The sequence below is a fragment of the Novipirellula galeiformis genome (assembly GCF_007860095.1).
GTDB classification, from domain to species: Bacteria; Planctomycetota; Planctomycetia; order Pirellulales; family Pirellulaceae; genus Novipirellula; species Novipirellula galeiformis.
Genome location: NZ_SJPT01000005.1, coordinates 217,994 through 235,189, shown reverse-complemented (window position 1 = coordinate 235,189; position 17,196 = coordinate 217,994). Strand labels below are relative to the sequence as shown.

At 54.1% G+C, this 17,196-nt stretch carries 10 protein-coding genes; 7 read left to right on the top strand and 3 right to left on the bottom strand.

The features are described 5' to 3' along the window. Window positions 1-723 precede the first annotated feature (723 nt). The gene (locus Pla52o_RS14790; RefSeq protein WP_146595386.1) at window positions 724-3,705 is read left to right on the top strand and encodes a TrlF family AAA-like ATPase; all 2,982 of its coding nucleotides are present in this window, start codon (window positions 724-726) and stop codon (window positions 3,703-3,705) included. 124 nt (window positions 3,706-3,829) lie between these two features. Here Pla52o_RS14790 and Pla52o_RS14785 read toward each other — a convergent pair whose 3' ends face one another. Together Pla52o_RS14785 and parA are read right to left on the bottom strand one after the other, a co-directional pair. Next, window positions 3,830-4,084, bottom strand: a complete 255-nt coding sequence (locus Pla52o_RS14785; protein WP_146595385.1) for a hypothetical protein — start codon at window positions 4,082-4,084, stop codon at window positions 3,830-3,832. 197 nt (window positions 4,085-4,281) lie between these two features. After that, the gene (gene parA / locus Pla52o_RS14780) at window positions 4,282-4,701 is read right to left on the bottom strand and encodes a ParA family partition ATPase (RefSeq protein ID WP_231612355.1); all 420 of its coding nucleotides are present in this window, start codon (window positions 4,699-4,701) and stop codon (window positions 4,282-4,284) included. Between the two features lie 133 nt (window positions 4,702-4,834). On the opposite strand from parA, the gene Pla52o_RS27920 reads away from it, so the two are divergent. Next, window positions 4,835-5,482 (top strand): ankyrin repeat domain-containing protein, encoded by a 648-nt coding sequence (locus tag Pla52o_RS27920; RefSeq protein ID WP_146595384.1) that lies wholly within the window; start codon window positions 4,835-4,837, stop codon window positions 5,480-5,482. A gap of 477 nt (window positions 5,483-5,959) precedes the next feature. Here Pla52o_RS27920 and Pla52o_RS14770 read toward each other — a convergent pair whose 3' ends face one another. Then, window positions 5,960-9,961 (bottom strand): GEVED domain-containing protein, encoded by a 4,002-nt coding sequence (locus Pla52o_RS14770; protein ID WP_146595383.1) that lies wholly within the window; start codon window positions 9,959-9,961, stop codon window positions 5,960-5,962. An 881-nt stretch (window positions 9,962-10,842) separates the two neighbouring features. On the opposite strand from Pla52o_RS14770, the gene Pla52o_RS14765 reads away from it, so the two are divergent. The 5 genes from Pla52o_RS14765 to Pla52o_RS26930 all read left to right on the top strand — a co-directional run bounded on the left by Pla52o_RS14765 (window position 10,843) and on the right by Pla52o_RS26930 (window position 16,875). Beyond that, window positions 10,843-11,565 carry a hypothetical protein gene (locus Pla52o_RS14765; RefSeq protein WP_231612354.1) on the top strand — a complete coding sequence of 241 codons (723 nt, stop codon included), beginning with the start codon at window positions 10,843-10,845 and terminating at the stop codon, window positions 11,563-11,565. Window positions 11,566-12,040: 475 nt separating this feature from the next. Beyond that, window positions 12,041-13,345: a molybdopterin-dependent oxidoreductase gene (locus tag Pla52o_RS14760; protein WP_197169257.1), complete on the top strand. Its 1,305-nt coding sequence runs from the start codon at window positions 12,041-12,043 to the stop codon at window positions 13,343-13,345. Then, window positions 13,342-13,866: a hypothetical protein gene (locus Pla52o_RS14755; protein WP_146595382.1), complete on the top strand. Its 525-nt coding sequence runs from the start codon at window positions 13,342-13,344 to the stop codon at window positions 13,864-13,866. Before Pla52o_RS14760 ends, Pla52o_RS14755 begins: the two co-directional genes overlap by 4 nt. A gap of 132 nt (window positions 13,867-13,998) precedes the next feature. Continuing rightward, the gene (locus tag Pla52o_RS14750) at window positions 13,999-16,695 is read left to right on the top strand and encodes a cbb3-type cytochrome c oxidase subunit I (protein ID WP_146595381.1); all 2,697 of its coding nucleotides are present in this window, start codon (window positions 13,999-14,001) and stop codon (window positions 16,693-16,695) included. 36 nt (window positions 16,696-16,731) lie between these two features. Beyond that, window positions 16,732-16,875, top strand: a complete 144-nt coding sequence (locus Pla52o_RS26930; RefSeq protein ID WP_197169255.1) for a hypothetical protein — start codon at window positions 16,732-16,734, stop codon at window positions 16,873-16,875. Window positions 16,876-17,196 lie beyond the last annotated feature (321 nt).

The window sequence follows — 17,196 nt, the reverse complement described above, 5'->3', positions numbered from 1 at the left end:
CGTAAGCAAGCAGTGAACGATGGTAGTAAGAAGTGGATGGCCCTTTTGCTTGATTTGTTGGATCTAGGGACATACCAGGGGAAGGGGGCAATTCACTTGCCCAGGATCGTGCTTACTGGAACACAAATGAGTCGAATTTGACACGTTGGGCCGACCAACGGCAGGCATAGCGAGTCGCCAAAGTGAAGATGCCAAGCAGCACAAATTGACGCGCAGGTACGATTGAACACCGAACACAAGGCCTGACCCTGGCGATAGCCTCCCAGGTCCATCGAACGGAAACTTGGCACTACGGAAGCGGTAGTCCAAGCTTTTGAGGCGAGGTCGAATGAACTCAGCGTCAGTCAGTCATTTCGTATTATTGGTTCACTTCGGACGAGCACGCTGTGGACAGCTGGAATACTTTTAGCGGCGTTGGTCACGTCCGCATTCAGTTTTGGACGTTTGGTTGAAAGCTACAGTCAGGAAAAAGTCGAAAGTCGACAGATGAACGACGGAACAGATTGAAGCCTTGGATCCGGCGAATTCAGTGCGATGCCAAAATATGATACGCAAACCAAAATGGATTTTACGTTTCAAGTTGTGGCCCGTTGGCCTGAACGATTTCATGGAGTGATAGTATATGTTATGAAAATCGGCAGACGATTCAGCGTACAGGGGGGGCTAGTCGAGTGCTATGTCGTGACCCAAGGTTCATCTCCCGCGAGAGAGTAAGGGCAAAGCATGGATACCAAAATCATCAACCCGTTTGAAAGCGGTTCGCAATGGCGCAGGTGGAATCCGCACATCCACACGCCTGGCACACTGCTTAACGATCAGTTTAAATCGGACTGGGACGGCTATCTGGAAGCCATCAACGACGCCGCACCCGCTGTCGAAGCGATCGGAATCACAGACTACCTTTGCCTAGAGGGTTACAAGGCAGTTGTCGAAAAACATCGTGCGGGAAAACTCCCCAAGATTCGTTTCCTGTTCCCAAACGTCGAGTTGCGTCTGAGCATCGAGACGGAGAAACGCAAAGGTGTTAACCTCCATCTCCTTTTTAATCCCGCCGATCTCGATCACGTGGCCCACATCGAGCGTGCGTTGCTAGAGCTTACATTTGAGTATAAGGGTAGCCCGTATAGATGCAGTCCGGGGGAATTCGAAAGACTTGGAAGGGCTCACAACAACCTTCTTGTCGATGAGTTGGCGGCTAGATCAGAGGGCGCTAACCAGTTCAAAGTCAGCCTTGACCAATTGCGGAAAATGTTCCGCAACGATACGTGGATCGCGGAGAACTGCATTGTCGCCGTGGCTGCAAGTAATAACGATGGGACGGCTGGTCTGCAGAAAGATGCGTCATTTGCCGCGACGCGAAAAGAGATAGAGGCATTCGCTCATGTCATCTTTGCTTCAAATCCCAACACCAGAGACTTTTGGCTGGGCAAACACCCAGCCCACGATGTCGAGAATCTCACAGCGAACTACGGGGGGCGGAAGCCCTGTCTACATGGATGTGACGCTCACTCAGTTCAAAAAGTGTGCGAGCCGATCGAGAAGCGGTATTGCTGGATCAAGGGCGATCCTTCATTTGAGTCATTGCGACAAACCCTGCTAGAACCTGAAGAACGCGTCTGGATTGGCGAATCGGCACCAAATCGGCATGACGCCAGCCAATGCATCGCGAGAATTTCCACGAAGAAAACGCCGTGGCTTAGTAACGGTGAAATTCCAATGAATGCTGGTCTAGTAGCGATCATTGGCTCGCGTGGATCTGGAAAGACGGCTTTAGCAGATATCATTGCATCTGGGGCTGATGTTGATTCTCCGCTGAACCTGGCGACCTCGTTCATTCATCGCGCCTCGACTCCTGTGAATTACCTCGAAGAATCTGAGGTTCATCTTTATTGGGGTGACGGAAACCATCAGCCTCGATGGATCAACAAGCAGATTTCGGATCAGCCTGGCGAATCCGTACGCTACCTTTCGCAGCAGTTTGTTGAGCAGCTTTGCTCAGCAGCTGGTTTAGCAGTCGAGCTACGGAAAGAAATCGAGCGGGTGGTATTCGACACGACCAGATCGGAAGACCGGTTTGCAACCCACTCTTTTGAAGAACTTTCAGAAGTTCATCTCAAGCCGATCAGACGTGAGCGTGATGTCGCGCAGACAGCCATCGCGAGTATTTCCGATCAAGTAAACGCAGAGGAGACGCTGACGGCAAGTATACCTGCGACCGAGAAAGGACAAATAAATCGCTTAAAGCAGATTGAAAAAGCGAGAGAAGATATGAAGGGGCTCATTCCCAAGGATCGGGAAGTACGGGCAGCGCGACTTGCTGTTCTCGAGGCGGCGTTTACCAAACTGAATACTCAGATTGAACTTCTCAACCGGGCACAACGTCGAGTCGCAGACTTGCGACGAGAAGTCGATTCTATTCGGAATACGACGTCACCTCAGCAGCTTGACCAACTGAAAACGTCCTTCGCCGAAGCGGCATTAAAGGAAGAACAGTGGGACGCATTCTCACTCGTCTTTAAGGGGAACGTCGACCAAGTGATCGCCGATCAGTCAGCAGCGATTTCGGCGAAGATCAAGCTTTTGACTGAAGGCACAGGAATCGTTGTGGACGTCACTTCTGCACCGATTGAAACATGGCCGCATGAGATCCTGAAGGCTGAGCGAGACAGGGTACAGAAAGAGGTGGGGCTTGATGGTCAAAAGCAGCTCCGATACACGCAACTTCAGAAGCAGTTGGAGGCGAGCGAGAAGGCCCAGCAAAAGTCGGTTGAAGAGCTGGCCAACGCGAAGGGAGCAGCAGATCGAAGAGGAGGATTGCTAGAGCGTCGCAGAAAACTGTATTCGGAGGTTTTCCAGTCGTTTCTTGACGAACAAAAGGTTTTGGAGCAATTATATGCTCCGCTGCAAAAGACGTTAGAAAATTCGACTGGTTCGCTTGAACGGTTGCGTCTGGCGGTAAGTCGTGAAATTGATTTGGATGCTTGGATCAAGAGGGGTGAAGACCTTCTGGATCTTCGCAAGGAATCGAAACTACGAGGGCACGGTGCCATGGAACGTCAGGTTCGTTCTGATTTGGTTCCAGCTTGGCGTGTCGGTACCGCTGAGGCAGTCGCGGAAGCAATGCAGAAGTTCATCGCGAATATGCACGGCGAGATAATGAAGTCAGCGCCAGCAACAGTGACTCCTGAAAATAAGGCCGTTTGGATTCAGAAAGTTGCGACGTGGCTCTACAGCACTGACCACATCAAGATGGTCTACAACGTCACTTACGACGGAGTTGCCATTGAGCAATTGTCACCCGGCACGCGAGGAATCGTGTTGCTATTGCTATATTTGGTGATTGACGAGAAAGACACTCGTCCACTGATTATTGATCAACCAGAAGAGAACCTCGACCCGAAGTCCGTTTTTGACGAGTTAGTCCCGCATTTTCGAGAAGCGCGAACGCGGCGACAAGTCATAATTGTCACGCACAACGCAAACCTAGTGGTCAACACCGATGCGGATCAGGTGATCATTGCTTCTTCAGAGCCGAATCCAAGCGGTGGATTGCCAAACGTGACCTACCGCTGCGGTTCAATCGAGAACTCAGTGATTCGAAGGACAGTGTGCGACATTCTTGAAGGCGGCGAGGAAGCGTTTCGTGACCGTGAACGGCGATATCGAATTCAGCGTGATAGAGACACACAGCAACCATCCGCCTAATTCGCATCGGTTCGCGCTGAGGATGCGATCGTCGTCGCCTTCCGTCAAAGTTCCGCTGGCTGATGCCGAAGGTAAAGAACGCAAAGTCGTAGGGAATAGGCGGTTACTTGGGATTGCTTGCGTTTCAGCGGTCTAGGATCGGTTGGTTATGACTGTCGATCTCACGTTCGATGAGCGTTCGTAGTAGGTCTGCGATTTGAATCTCGCGTTTTACGCAGTTCATCTTTAGCTTTTTATGGAGAGCTGGATCAATGTCGATCGTCAGTCGCTTCGGCTTGACGTTCAGTTTTAGTGGTACGAGCGGTTCTCGTGTCTCGACCCACTTATCGATTTCCGGTTTCTGTTTGACGCGGGCTGTCATGGCTATTTTCTTGCTCATTTGATCCTCCTGAGCTCGTTGACGAATTTCTTGATTTCCTTTGCCGCCTTAGATCGCTTTTGATCCATCACCGTTGATCCGCTTGCGGCACTTTCCGCGAATGCCACCCGTTGTCCGATGTCACTTTCTAAGATGGGGACTTCGAGTTCGACCAGGGCGTCTCTGACATCTCTTCCAATTGCCGTGTTGGCGATTTTTCAATTGAGTGCAAGGCAGCATTTGATATCGGGATTGAACACTTGGGCCTCACGAACCAGGTCGACCGTTTCGGCTGCCGCCCAAACATCCATTGGCGATGGCTGTAGTGGAATGATCACCATGTCTGCTGCGAGGATGATGGATCGGGCCAGTTCGGTGACTCGCGGTGGACCGTCGATCACAACGTCGTCGTAGTCTTGAGCCAGACACTCGATCTCTTTGTGAATGGTCGCTTTTGCCATGCCGACGACCGTGAAGTCCGCCGTCTCGCGATGGTTCGACCACCCAAGCGAACTGCCCTGCGGATCCGCGTCGATCAACAGCACGCGTCGGCCCCGGCTAGACAGCTCGGCGGCGGTGCGAATAGAAAGCGTTGTCTTGCCGACCCCACCTTTTTGTTTCAGGAATGCATAAATCATGTTCGTCGTATTTCTGTGCATGAGACTGCACGTTATTGCGATTTCACGCTACAGCGTTTTGACGTGCAGCGCAAGCGTCTTTTGCAGCGGAAATTGCTTGCGAAATTGAGAAGACCGTGGCAATGTCCGGCTCATGCACCCGGACTACCGCCTTAATGATGCGATTCACAGTGGCTGCACTGCGGATTTCAATGACGCGGTGGATGCCGGTGCGGATGTCTCGTTCCCGGACTGGAAAGGCCAAGAGCCGTTGGAAGTCGCCATGAGGTGTGCTCGCGCAGACATGGCCCAACAATTGATCGAATTAGGAGCGGACCCGAACGGGGCAGTTGGAAAACGACAAGACCGTTTGATCCATGCAGCGGCACGACGGAAGGACTTTGGCTTTGTTCGATTGTTGCTCAGCGCGGGTGTCCCACCGAACTCACGGGGAACCTGCGACCGGACAGCTCTTCACTTTGCCGCAAACGCAGGCCTGCAATATATGGTGTCAGATTTGCTGGCGCACAACGCCAATCCTAATTCAAGCGACACTTCCGGTGATACGCCGCTACATCTGGCAGCACGAGCCGGACAGCCTGGCACCGTGAGACAGTTGCTTGGCGCCTCCGCCGATGCCCGGCGACCCAACAACATGCTCTACACGCCGATCCACGAGGCAGCTGCAAAGGGGCACACCGAAATTGCAGTCGCTTTGCTCAAGCACAGAGAAAGCGATCGATGTGTCCGCAGCATTCGTCGATCTCTCCTACCGGGTTCGGAACGTGGCCGAGCGGCATGATAAAAAGGCAACTGCCGAGAAAATTGAACGCATCATTGAAAGCTTCGCTCCCAGACTGCTCCCGTGATTGCCAATGGGTGCCAATGGGGACAGAGCATGTGGTGCGGGCAATTGTTGTTGAGCCCCAGGCCGTGGGCCTGGGCTGACATAGGGCTGCCCCGTTGGGGCGGAGATGTGACGCTCTGGTAGGCCCAACGGGCCGGCGCTGGGTCAGCCCAGGGCAATGCCCTGGGATTGACGGAGACCTTATCCAGCGAAGCCCCAACGGGGCGGTCCTAATCCATCGGCGTGGCTTCACGGTTGCCACGACCGAAACCATTGTCGATCGCGAGTCGTCTCTGTTTTGAACGTCAATGCCGCGAGGACGGACGAGTGTGCGCTGAGCCGTTACCTCTTGTCCATCCGCCTGGTTGCATCGGAGATCGGTAGTCGGCATCTCCGGGGTAACTCATTTTTTGAATCTGGAGACGCGTTTGATTAGAGCGACTGGCTTAGTGGCGATTGTTCAGAAAGCAACTCGAGAATCGCGAAGTCGATGGTGTCGTCGCGACTCACTTCGTTGGTTGGAACCTCGTTGTGCTCGGACTCAAGTGAGGGGACTTGATCGACGCCAGGATCACTTACAAAGTCCCTTGCCGGATCAGCGATAGTCGTGCTCAACGAGGGATTCGTTTCTAACGCTGGGTCGCTACGGTCCCGTACATCATCCGCAGTAACACGGGGCCCTTGCAATTCAGAGAGGACCGGTATCATTTCTCCGCTGAGGGAAGTACTGCCGACAATTCGAGCGAGACCGTTAATCACGCGTAGGGCATCAAGGGCCGTCAGTTCACCGTTGGCTGTGGTGTCAAAGAACTGTAGCGGATGCGCACCCTGCAATTGTGTGGGATCGATCAAACGCGAGGTACCGCTAATCACAAATCGACGACGATTCAATTCGTTGATGATATCCAAAGCGTCGAGGGCTGAGACTTTGCCAGAATTATTCACGTCCAAACGATTTAGAGGGTTGGTCCACCGAAGCCCACCGACTTCGATGGTCGCATTGTCTGACTGAGCTAAGACGATGAATTGGTCACCATCAATAAGAGTGTCTCGGATCGTAAATACGTTCTCGACGTTGATCGTCGTATTCACTGAAATATTCAAAATGTCATCGGGCTCCATGATGACACGCAATCGTCGACCGCGGTCAGGCAGTGACGCGACGTGAGCTTCATTCAACCTCAGGACGATGGATCCGTTTCCAGAAACATCGATCACTTCAAGGCCTTCAACCGAGCCTGTTGGCAAGGTGGTCAGATCTAGGCTTTGATCCTGACCGCTGATTCGCAGCGTGTCGGTTCCGTCACCGAAGTGCAAGCGGACGAGACTGCTGAACGAAGTAACCGTGGCGATCAAGTCAATGGTATCGTTACCGTTGGAACCTGTGAAATTTAACCCTGCCAATTGGTCAGCGGGGCCTTGGAATAAGATCAGACTGCCTTCACGAACAACCACGTCGCTGCCGTTTTGCTCGATCGTTACCGTTGTGGCGTTGATCGAGGTCAAGTTAACCGTGTTGTTGCCGGCCGCTTCCAAGTTGGCGATGTAGTCCTCCACTTCGCCGTCGGCAGCTATCCCGGATGGGGTAAGACCGCCTGCAGTGCTGAGTCGAAATCTTGCCGCAACATCCCCGGGATTTGCGCCAGCGGGAATGATGTAGCTGAGTGTGTTCACGCCAGGAGTGACATCCTTGCTTGCGAAAACTTGCTCTCCGTCGTCGTCCCAGTCGCCGTCCCGATTGAAATCGATCCACGCATCCAGCTTTCCGGCCGCCGAGGCGACAATGGCAAAGCTCGACACCGTATTCGAGGTGGGGGCGGCGATTAAGCTAGCCCGTGCCGTCACGCCGTCTTCGTCATTTCCGTCTCCGCTGGCATCCGCGGTTGCGTTTCCATCGAGTTCTTCATCAATGCTGGCCCCGAGGAACAGGCCCCCGGTCGCATGCCGAGCACCGTTTTGAGATAAGGTAACGGGGAACGTCGAGGGCGCGTCTCCAAAATCAAACATCGTTGGCGGTTCCACCGTCACCGTCGCGCTCGCAGTTGCGACGTTGCCAGCTTGGTCAGTGGCCGAGAAGATCACGACGGTATCGCCGATTGGAAAATGCTCTGGTGCGTTGTGCGTAACGGTCACGGAGGGATCGACGTTGTCGGTCGCAGTCGCTCCGGCAAGGAAGGCTGCAATCACCGAATTCGAATCGCTCGATCCATCCAAGTCGTCCCCTTCAACGGTAATGTCATCCGGCACCGTAATTACAGGTGCCGAGGTATCGACGCCCGTCACGTCATTGTCAGTGATTGTTGCTGTGTGAACGGTCGGGTTGCCAAGCTCTGCGCCCGTTGGCGTTCCTAAGGTCACAACGACCGTCTCGTCGCCTTCGACAATGGCATCATCGATCACAGAGATCGTGATGGTTGCCGATGTTTGACCAGCGGGAATGGTTAGCGGACTGGCCGTGATTGAGAAGTCACCGCCCTTTGTCGCTGTGCCGGTCACCGTGAACGGTACCGAAACTTCGCCGTTAACCGCTGCAGAAAGATTGACCTTGATGGTCAACATGCCCACATCTTCAGCCACATTTTCATTCGTACTGGCGATATTGACTGTGGCTAGATTTATATCACTGATGCCGTTTACGACAATTCGATACTCAAGGGATTGGTTGTTGTCTTCCTCGCGAACGAAGGCCGTGTAAGTTCCTGTTGCTGTCGCCACGTGCTCGGCGTTCGATTGATCAGCGGTATTGCTAACCCCGGTTGTAATCTGCACTCCGTCAGGACCGAACAGCTGCAAAATGGGATCTTGACCACTTGTATTGCTGTTCGCGTTGCGCTCCCCGACGGCAATGCGTATCGCGTCGCCATCAGTTGCTGTGAATTGGTGAACGTTAAAACTGCCCTGCGGCAATGAAGACTCAACCTCTTGACCATTGGCGAGATCGAAGTCTCGATCGGTGAGTTCCTGTGGATCAGCGTTCGGAAGCGTCAGTACCCGAATTCTATACTCAAGGGGTTGGTTGTTGTCCTCCTCGCGAACGAATGCCGTGTAGATTCCTGTTGCTGTCGCCACGTGCGCAGCGCTCGATTGATCGGCGGTATTGCTAACACCTGTCGTAATCTGGACTCCGTCAGGACCGAACAGCTGCAAAATGGGATCTTGACCACTTGTATTGCTGTTCGCGTTGCGTTCTCCGATGGCAATGCGTATCGCATCGCCATCAGTTGCCGTGAATTGGTGGACGTTGAAACTGCCCTGCGGCAATGAAGATTCAACCTCTTGACCGTTGGCGAGATCGAAATCTCGATCGGTGAGTTCCTGTGGATCAGCGTCCGGAAGCGTCAGCACCCGAATTCGATACTCAAGCGGTTGGTTGTTGTTCTCCTCGCGAACGAATGCCGTGTAGGTTCCTGTTGCTGTCGCAACGAGCTCCGCGCGAGATTCATCCGTGGCATTGCTAACCCCGGTCGTAATCTGTACTCCGTCGGGACCGAACAACTGCAAAATGGGATCTTGACCACTTGTATTGCTGTTCGCGTTGCGTTCTCCGATGGCAATGCGTATCGCATCGCCATCGGTTGCCGTGAATTGGTGAACGTTAAAACTGCCCTGCGGCAATGAAGACTCAACCTCTTGGCCGTTGACGAGGTCGAAGTCTCGATCGATGACCTCCTGTGGATCAGTATCCGGAAGCGTCAGTACCCGAATTCGATACTCAAGGGGTTGGTTGTTGTCCTCCTCGCGAACAAAGGCCGTGTAGGTTCCTGTTGCTGTTGCAATCAGCTCCGCGCTCGATTGATCGGCGGTATTGCTAACCCCGGTTGTAATCTGGACTCCGTCAGGACCGAACAGCTGCAAAATGGGATCTTGACCACTTGTATTGCTGTTCGCGTTGCGTTCTCCGATGGCAATGCGTATCGCATCGCCATCAGTTGCCGTGAATTGGTGAACATTAAAACTGCCCTGCGGCAATGAAGACTCAACCTCTTGACCGTTGACGAGGTCGAAGTCTCGATCGATGACCTCCTGTGGATCAGTATCCGGAAGCGTCAGTACCCGAATTCGATACTCAAGGGGTTGGTTGTTGTTCTCCTCGCGAACGAATGCCGTGTAGGTTCCTGTTGCTGGAGCAATCAGCTCCGCGCTCGATTGATCGGCGGTATTGCTAACCCCGGTTGTAATCTGCACTCCGTCAGGACCGAACAGCTGCAAAATGGGATCTTGACCACTTGTATTGCTGTTCGCGTTGCGCTCTCCGATGGCAATGCGTATCGTATCGCCATCAGTTGCCGTGAACTGAAATTCATCGACACCATTTACTGGAATGCTTCCTATTATTTCCTGCCCGCTGATAATGGCAGCTAGAACCTTCCGTGTTTCAAGCTGTTCCATTCGCAGGCTACGAAAACGCTTCCGCTGTGCATTTTTTGGCTTCATACCGAGCTTCTTGTCGACGGACAGGGGTGCCTAGGTATCAAACTAACATACTGACTGATGGGGGTCGTGCAACTACCCCCTTGCGGAGGTTAGGGGGACGAACGGAAGGGACGGAAACAAATTTAAGAGCATGGGGAAAGAGTGCGGGGGGGATCGGCGCCGGCTTAAGCGCAATGACTTGTCGAGTAAGACCGTTCAATTTGCTATCCCTTCTCTTGTCAGAGAAATCTGAAGACTGACGGCGCGGCGTCCACCGGCGCAATTGCATTCATCATCTAAATGTCGCTGCTGGTTCTTGCTATTTGCTGGACGGTCATGGAGATGCTTTTCGATTTCTGCATCGAATTCTGCGCTCTGATCGTGGAGGTCACCGATTCGAGTTCTGTTTTGCCGACTCTCTGAAAAGGCCGGAAAAACCAGTGTTTTGCGGGCTTGTTTCGTTTTTGTTCCGCTTCGAATGCCCCTGGCCGATAGCGAGCTCGGTTCCTCTTGCTCGATCCGTCCCCGCTCCCGAACGTCGCTGAAGGCTCCGCTGGACCTCTTCCCCAACCAAGTGGATGGAGCGGTGGCAGATAACCAACGCAGCCGACCGACCACGGCAACCCCGAAGAACTGGCAACCCAGCGCGAGCCGTCCGGTTGCAGTGAGGCAGGCGTTTGAATTAGAGCGGGCGGCCCTTCGTCGCTCCGCTAACAACATCGACCTGCAATTTCGTGGCCGTGTAGAGGGGGGAATCGTGTTTGGCTCTGTATTTGCTATCTGTCAGTTGCTAACTGACCTGAACCGCAATCTCTTTTCTCGGCATTTGCTTATTGAGGTGGTTGGGTGGCGATCAATCCATGGATAGGTCGCCCGCCATACAGCGCGATAGGATCTGCAGCATGATTGTTGAATCATTCATCGGAGCGAGCCTGTTGGCGTTGATCCACCTGTTCGCAGGCAGGCTTCGTTTTCTCGATGTGATTCCCCGCAGTCGATGGTTGTCGCTCGCCGGTGGAGTCGCCGTGGCGTATGCATTGTTGCATTTGTTACCTGAACTGCAGCAGCATCATGAAATACTTCGCAAGTCCACCGCGGATCATGGTTTGCAGTGGCTCGGCGAACACTTGCTGTGGTTGATGGTGCTAGCAGGACTGGTCGTTTTTTACGGGCTGGAGAAAGTCGTGATCCGGTCTAATTGCGATTCAAACTCCCTGAGATCGAGTCACCAAGCGTTTTGGTTGCACATTATTTCTTATGCGTTTTACAATGCGTTGCTCGGCTACTTATTGGTGCGTGAAGACCGGGGGCTGCGTTCATTGACGTTCTATCTGGTCGGAATCGGTTTGCATTTTTTCGTCAACGATCACGGACTTCGTCAGCATCATAAGCAGCGTTATCATCGGACCGGTCGCTGGGTGCTGTCCGCTGCGGTGCTAGCGGGATGGGCGATCGGGGTTTCCACCGAAATTCACGAAGTGTTGACGGCACTGAGCATCGCATTTTTAGCGGGCGGGATTCTGCTGAACACGTTCAAAGAGGAATTGCCCGAAGAACGCGAGAGTCGCTTTTGGGCGTTTGCGATGGGAGCGGGCGGCTATGCCGTGTTGTTGCTCGTCGCCTAACCGGGACGCAGCGAATGTCCTATAGCCTCGTAACGCTTATCGAAAACTGGCCATCGACTTTCCGCGGCAGGTCAACTGCTTGCATACGCTGCGTCTCACGTCACATTCGAGAAGCAAACAAGCGAGAAGGACAGAGCACTTTGTTTGAGGGCTGGGCCAGTTCAGGTCAGCCCGTGCACCCCAGAAATAACATTGTCTCCGGCACGGTTATCCAATCGGAAACTCTTCATGCTGCTGGTTTCAGAAACATAGCGAAAGATTTCGAGGTGATGAAGGTTCAAGAGCGGTTCAGTTTTTGCAGTGAAGGGGGCATGGAAATCGCAGACAATGGAATTGGACCGAGCAATGGCCCGTGCATAACTTTAAGCTATGGGGAGGAGAAGCGGAAAGTCTTTGTCGTCAGTGATCGGTCGTTGTAGCGTTGCATCCTCGCAGCGTAATGAGCTGATTCGTCCAAACGGTTACCGGAGCGTGTATGAAACCCACCGAACAACAACGCTGGCGTCGCCCGCAGGATTGGATGCCTGATCAACCGCAGCCCCGAATGTTGTTGCCTGATGGTGCGACGCGGCGTGAGTGGCTGCGGAATGTGGGCTTGCTGGGGCTTAGTGGTCTGGTTGCGGGATGTACCGACCCTGCGGCTAGCGATGCATCGCGGGGAGCTTTACCAACGCCCCCGTTTGATCAGCCGGTCGGGCGGTTTCCTGAAAAGGTGGCAATGCGGATGATCAACGACCGCGCCCCGCAGTTGGAAACACCGTGGCGTTATTTTGCCGAAGACATCACGCCCAACGAAGCGTTTTTTGTGCGTTGGCATTACCAACCGATTCCCACCGCGGTCGATCTGCGAACATGGCGGCTGACGCTCGACGGGCATGTCAACTCGCCGCTGAAGTTATCGATGATGGACTTGCGATCGATGCCGGCAAGCGAGGTGGTGGCGGTCTGCCAATGCTCGGGCAACTCGCGGCAATATTTTGAGCCGCGGATAACGGGTGGCCAATGGGGCAACGGTGCGATGAGTAACGCACGGTGGAAGGGAGTCCGCGTGAAGACGCTGCTCGAGCGTGCCGGAATCAAAGCAAAGGCAACCGAGGTGGCGTTCAACGGTATGGACGTCGGCCCGATGCCCGCCTCGCCCGACTTCATTAAAACGCTCGGCGTCGAGCAAGCAAGCGAGCCGGATGTGATCGTGGCTTACGAGATGAACGGTCGACCGTTGCCGATGCTGAACGGATTTCCTCTGCGATTGGTGGTTCCCGGCTGGTACGCCACGTACTGGGTCAAAGCCCTCGATCATGTGCAAGTACTCTCCGAACCGTTTGATGGTTTTTGGATGGCCAAGGCGTATAAAATCCCCGCCAATGCGGATGCGTCGGAGTTACCTGACAAGCCGGCGAAAGAAAAAGTACCGATCCATCGGATGAATGTCCGCTCGTTTTGGGTCAACCCCAGTCCGGAAACCAACACGACTCGCGTGCGTGTCAACGGCGTGGTCCCGTTGGAAGGGATCGCGATGGACGGGGGCGCGGGCATCAAGTCGGTCGAGGTTTCTAGCGACGACGGAAAGTCGTGGATGGCGACCGAGCTTGGCAACGATTTGGGGAACTATTCGTTCCGTCGATGGCGAGGGAATTGGAAGCCGACTCGAACCGGGCACTTCGTTTTGAAAGTGCGGGCGACCAACCACCGTGGGGAGACGCAGCCAATGACGGCGAAATGGAACGGCGGCGGGTACATGCGAAACGTGGTCGAGCAAGTGGAGGTGGACGTCGTATGAAAAAGGAACGAACCAAACCGCTCGATCACGAATCGGGCGTGGGGAAAACGAGATCGGGAAAACCGGTGGTCCGGTCGGCGGTAGGAGAGTCTGTCGCAAGAGGGACTGTCGCAAAAGGGCCGGTGACGTGGACGATTGTTTTGGCGGTGATCGCGGCTGCCGTCTCTTGGTATGCCGTTCAGCGAGATGATTTGCCGCGTGAAGTCGAATTTTCCGGTGAGCGGCCAGTCGCGGTCGCGACAAATGTCGATGGCGAAGCGGCGATGTTAGCAGCGATCTCGGTGCCCGCGATCACGCTGCCTCATTTCGAGCCGATCATGCCTCCCGGCGAACATCGCGAGGTGTTTATGGCCAATTGTGTGTCGTGTCATTCACCGCGGTTGGTGACCAATCAATTCTTCTTTCCACGCCAAAAGTGGGAAGAGGTCGTGCAAAAGATGGTCGATGTATTTGGGGCGAATATCGCGGAGGACGACAAGCCCAAAGTCGTTGACTACTTGGTTTCGATCCGCGGTCGTTGATCGCTATCGAGATCGCCATCGCCGCGTTTGTTGGGGGTGATGTGGTGTGAGTTTTTCTTCGAGGGTATTTTTGAGTCAATCTAGAAAAGGGGCATCCCGCCATTGAATCGGGGCTGCCGGGAAAGAAACGCGATGCAACCCATGAAAACGGAATTCTCGCTGATTCGCGCCCACGGAATTATCTCGCTTGCGATGGTTCTGGTTTCGGCCTTGGCCGGGATCGCGGTCGCGATGAAGTTCAATTGGCCGGGGTTTTTAGGCGATTCTGCGGCGTTGACGTGGGGGCGTTTGCGATACGTTCACACCCAAGGCATTTTTTTTGGTTGGCTCGGTAACGCTTTCATTGCGTTCATGTACTACGCGGTACCCCGGTTAACCCAACGCAGCGTGACCAGTCGTGGGCTCGGATGGATGTTGTTCATGGCATGGAACTTTGCCATGGTCATTCCCGGTTGGGCATTGATGATGGCGGGGCACAGCCAATCGTTGGAATGGGCCGAGTTTCCGCTGGTCATCGACACCGTGGTGCTGGTTTGCTTTGGGATGTTGATTGTCCAATTCGTGCTGCCATTCTTGCGCGCGAAGTTGTCGGATTTGTACGTGACCGGTTGGTACATCCTGGGCGGGATCACGTTCACGGCGTTGGCTTATCCAGTCGGGAACATTGCACCGGAGTTGATCCCTGGGGCTCGCGGAGCCACGTTTAGCGGATTATGGATTCATGATGCGATTGGATTGTGGGTGACGCCGATTGCGGTGGGGATTGCCTATTTTGTGATCCCGTTGGCGACTGGGAAACCGATCTACAGCCACTTTTTGTCGATGATTGGGTTTTGGTTGTTGTTCTTTGTTTATCCGCTAAACGGGACTCACCATTACATTTTTTCGTCGATTCCGATGGAAGCTCAAATGGGAGCGATCGTCGCCTCGGTGTATCTCGGGATGGATGTGATTTTGGTGGTCACTAACCAACTGTTGTCGCTGCGAGGAAGCACGGGGAAAGTCGCCGCGAACGTGCCGCTGCGTTTCACTTGGGTGGGTGTCGTGTTGTACTTGGTCGTCAGTTTGCAGGGAGCGATGCAGGCGTTGATGCCGGTGAACCGTTTGGTGCACTTTAGCGATTGGGTGATTGGGCACTCGCACTTGGCAATGTTAGGCTTTGCCAGTTTCGCTGCGATCGGTGGGTTGTTGTTTGTGTGGCAGCACACGCCGGGGGCACGTTTCAGTCGGCGAGCGGCAAATTGGTCGTTTTGGCTATTGTCGATCGGATTGATGTTGATGGTGATTGATTTAACCATCGCCGGTTTGGTCCAAGGTCAATTGTGGGAGTCGTCCGCCCCGTGGATGGAATCGGTCGAAGCGTCGCGTTTGTATTGGGGGACGCGGACGATCGCCGGGATCCCCGTGTTGTTGGCGTTCGGATGTTTGTGTCTGAGCATGTTGACGGGAGCCAAAGTGGTTGCCCAAGAGGATGTAGGTGCCGAAGAGGATGTACGTGAACGTACGTTGGCGGCGCATCCCGAGAACGCTGCACACGACGCAATCAGCGATCAGGAAGCTCACGAGCACGGTCACGCCTCTGATCACGAAAGTTTTGCTTGGCTTCGTCATGCTTATGTGTTGACCGGGATTGCGGGGGTAGGCTTTTTTGCTTTGTCGTTTTTGGTGTTGGCGGTATGGCCCAATCAAGAGCTTGCTAAAACCATTGCAACGACGAAGCCTGGGACGGTGGTTTCGTTGACGCCGAGCGAGTTGCGAGGGCGTGCGGTTTACGCTCGCGAAGGTTGCGCGTACTGCCATACGCAATTGGTTCGCTCGACTCCGTACGATGTGCGTCGATTTGGTCCGGTCAGCCGAGCGTGGGAGTCGGATGACGAGTTTCCGCAATTGTGGGGAACCCGTCGCGTCGGACCCGATTTGGCGCGCGAGGGCAGCAAACGTCCGACCGATTGGCAATTGACTCACTTGTTCGATCCGCGAAGCGTGGTGCCGCAATCGGTGATGCCTGCCTATCCATGGTTATTTGAGGGTTCGGCAAGCGAACCGAATCAAGCAGGAATCGACTTGGTGGCTTATCTACATTCACTCGGTCGCAACGGAGAACTCGCGGGTCTTGGAAGCGTAACTCCCGAATCGACTTCGACTAGCGGGCTGTCCATTGGTGAGATTCAACAAGCGGGCAACGCGCACACCGGCGGGTTCGACGAATCATTGATTTCGCTGGATCGAGGCCCGGCACCGATTTTGTTCGATCCGCGAGGCGAGCCGGTGCCCGTGTCATTGGCGAACGAAGGTCATCGTTTGTTTCAAGCAAATTGTGCGGGCTGTCATTTGGATTGCGGTTGCGGCGATGCCCCCGCAGCGGCAAGTTTATTGCCCAAGCCACGCGAGTTGACGACGGTGCATTTGTCGCCACAGCAGCTCAGTGACGTGTTGTGGAACGGAGTGCATGGGACGTCGATGCCGAGCTGGAATGAGTTGCCACTTGCGGAGCTGCGCGCCCTGGCCGCATTCACAACTCAGTTGTCCGAGCCGTTGTACGAACCCGAGCCGCCGCTTGGTGAAGAACAATTGGGTCAAGCGCGTGAGTTGTTTGCCAAGAATTGTGCGTTGTGTCATGGCGAGAGCGGTCGCGGGGATGGGGTTTCAGCCGCCGCAGTCGATCCCAAACCGACCAATTTCGGTCAACAGATCCCAACATTTGCCTACGCCCAACATGTGTTGGCAAATGGGATTCCCGGCACCGCCATGCCACGCTGGGATAACAAGTTAAGTGTGGAAGATCGAGACTTGTTGGCTCGATATGTCCGCTCGCTTTACGAAGAATAACGGCGTTTTAATCCGATTTTATCCAAGGACAATTCAGTGATCATTAACGGGATCATTCTCTTCGTCACACTCATGATGGTCGGCTTTGTTGCTGTGTGGTTGCTATTTCCGGCCACCCGCGATTGGTTCGAGGCCCCCAAATACCGCTTCATGGAAAACCAAGGCGAAGACCGTCGCTGACGCGTCGGGACGTACTTTCCGTCCGTTATCAAACGTGCGACTGACCGCCCGTTCATCGAGGTGGTGCAGTTGAGCAATTGCCTTCATCACCGACCGGTGGTGTTTTACAGTGAATTTGCCTGTCGACGAATGTGTAGGAATGTGTCGAGGGTGTTGATTGATTGAAGAAAGCCGTGGAAGAACGAATCCCATTTGGGCAGCACTCGATTAGTACTCTGATCGCAGATCAGCGTATACGCTGGTTTGTCGACGCGAATGTACTGCGATCAGGTTTCGTAGAACGCCAATTCGAAGGTATCGAACACATCGCGACGATTGACG

Excerpts from the sequence above, each read along its gene's own strand:
- Pla52o_RS14755 (WP_146595382.1), top strand. The coding sequence starts at position 13,342 with ATGAAAAAGGAACGAACCAAACCGCTCGATCACGAATCGGGCGTGGGG.
- Pla52o_RS27920 (WP_146595384.1), top strand. The coding sequence starts at position 4,835 with ATGCACCCGGACTACCGCCTTAATGATGCGATTCACAGTGGCTGCACT.
- Pla52o_RS14790 (WP_146595386.1), top strand. The coding sequence starts at position 724 with ATGGATACCAAAATCATCAACCCGTTTGAAAGCGGTTCGCAATGGCGC.
- Pla52o_RS14785 (WP_146595385.1), bottom strand. The coding sequence starts at position 4,084 with ATGAGCAAGAAAATAGCCATGACAGCCCGCGTCAAACAGAAACCGGAA.
- Pla52o_RS14750 (WP_146595381.1), top strand. The coding sequence starts at position 13,999 with ATGCAACCCATGAAAACGGAATTCTCGCTGATTCGCGCCCACGGAATT.
- parA (WP_231612355.1), bottom strand. The coding sequence starts at position 4,701 with ATGATTTATGCATTCCTGAAACAAAAAGGTGGGGTCGGCAAGACAACG.
- Pla52o_RS14770 (WP_146595383.1), bottom strand. The coding sequence starts at position 9,961 with ATGAAGCCAAAAAATGCACAGCGGAAGCGTTTTCGTAGCCTGCGAATG.
- Pla52o_RS14765 (WP_231612354.1), top strand. The coding sequence starts at position 10,843 with ATGATTGTTGAATCATTCATCGGAGCGAGCCTGTTGGCGTTGATCCAC.
- Pla52o_RS14760 (WP_197169257.1), top strand. The coding sequence starts at position 12,041 with ATGAAACCCACCGAACAACAACGCTGGCGTCGCCCGCAGGATTGGATG.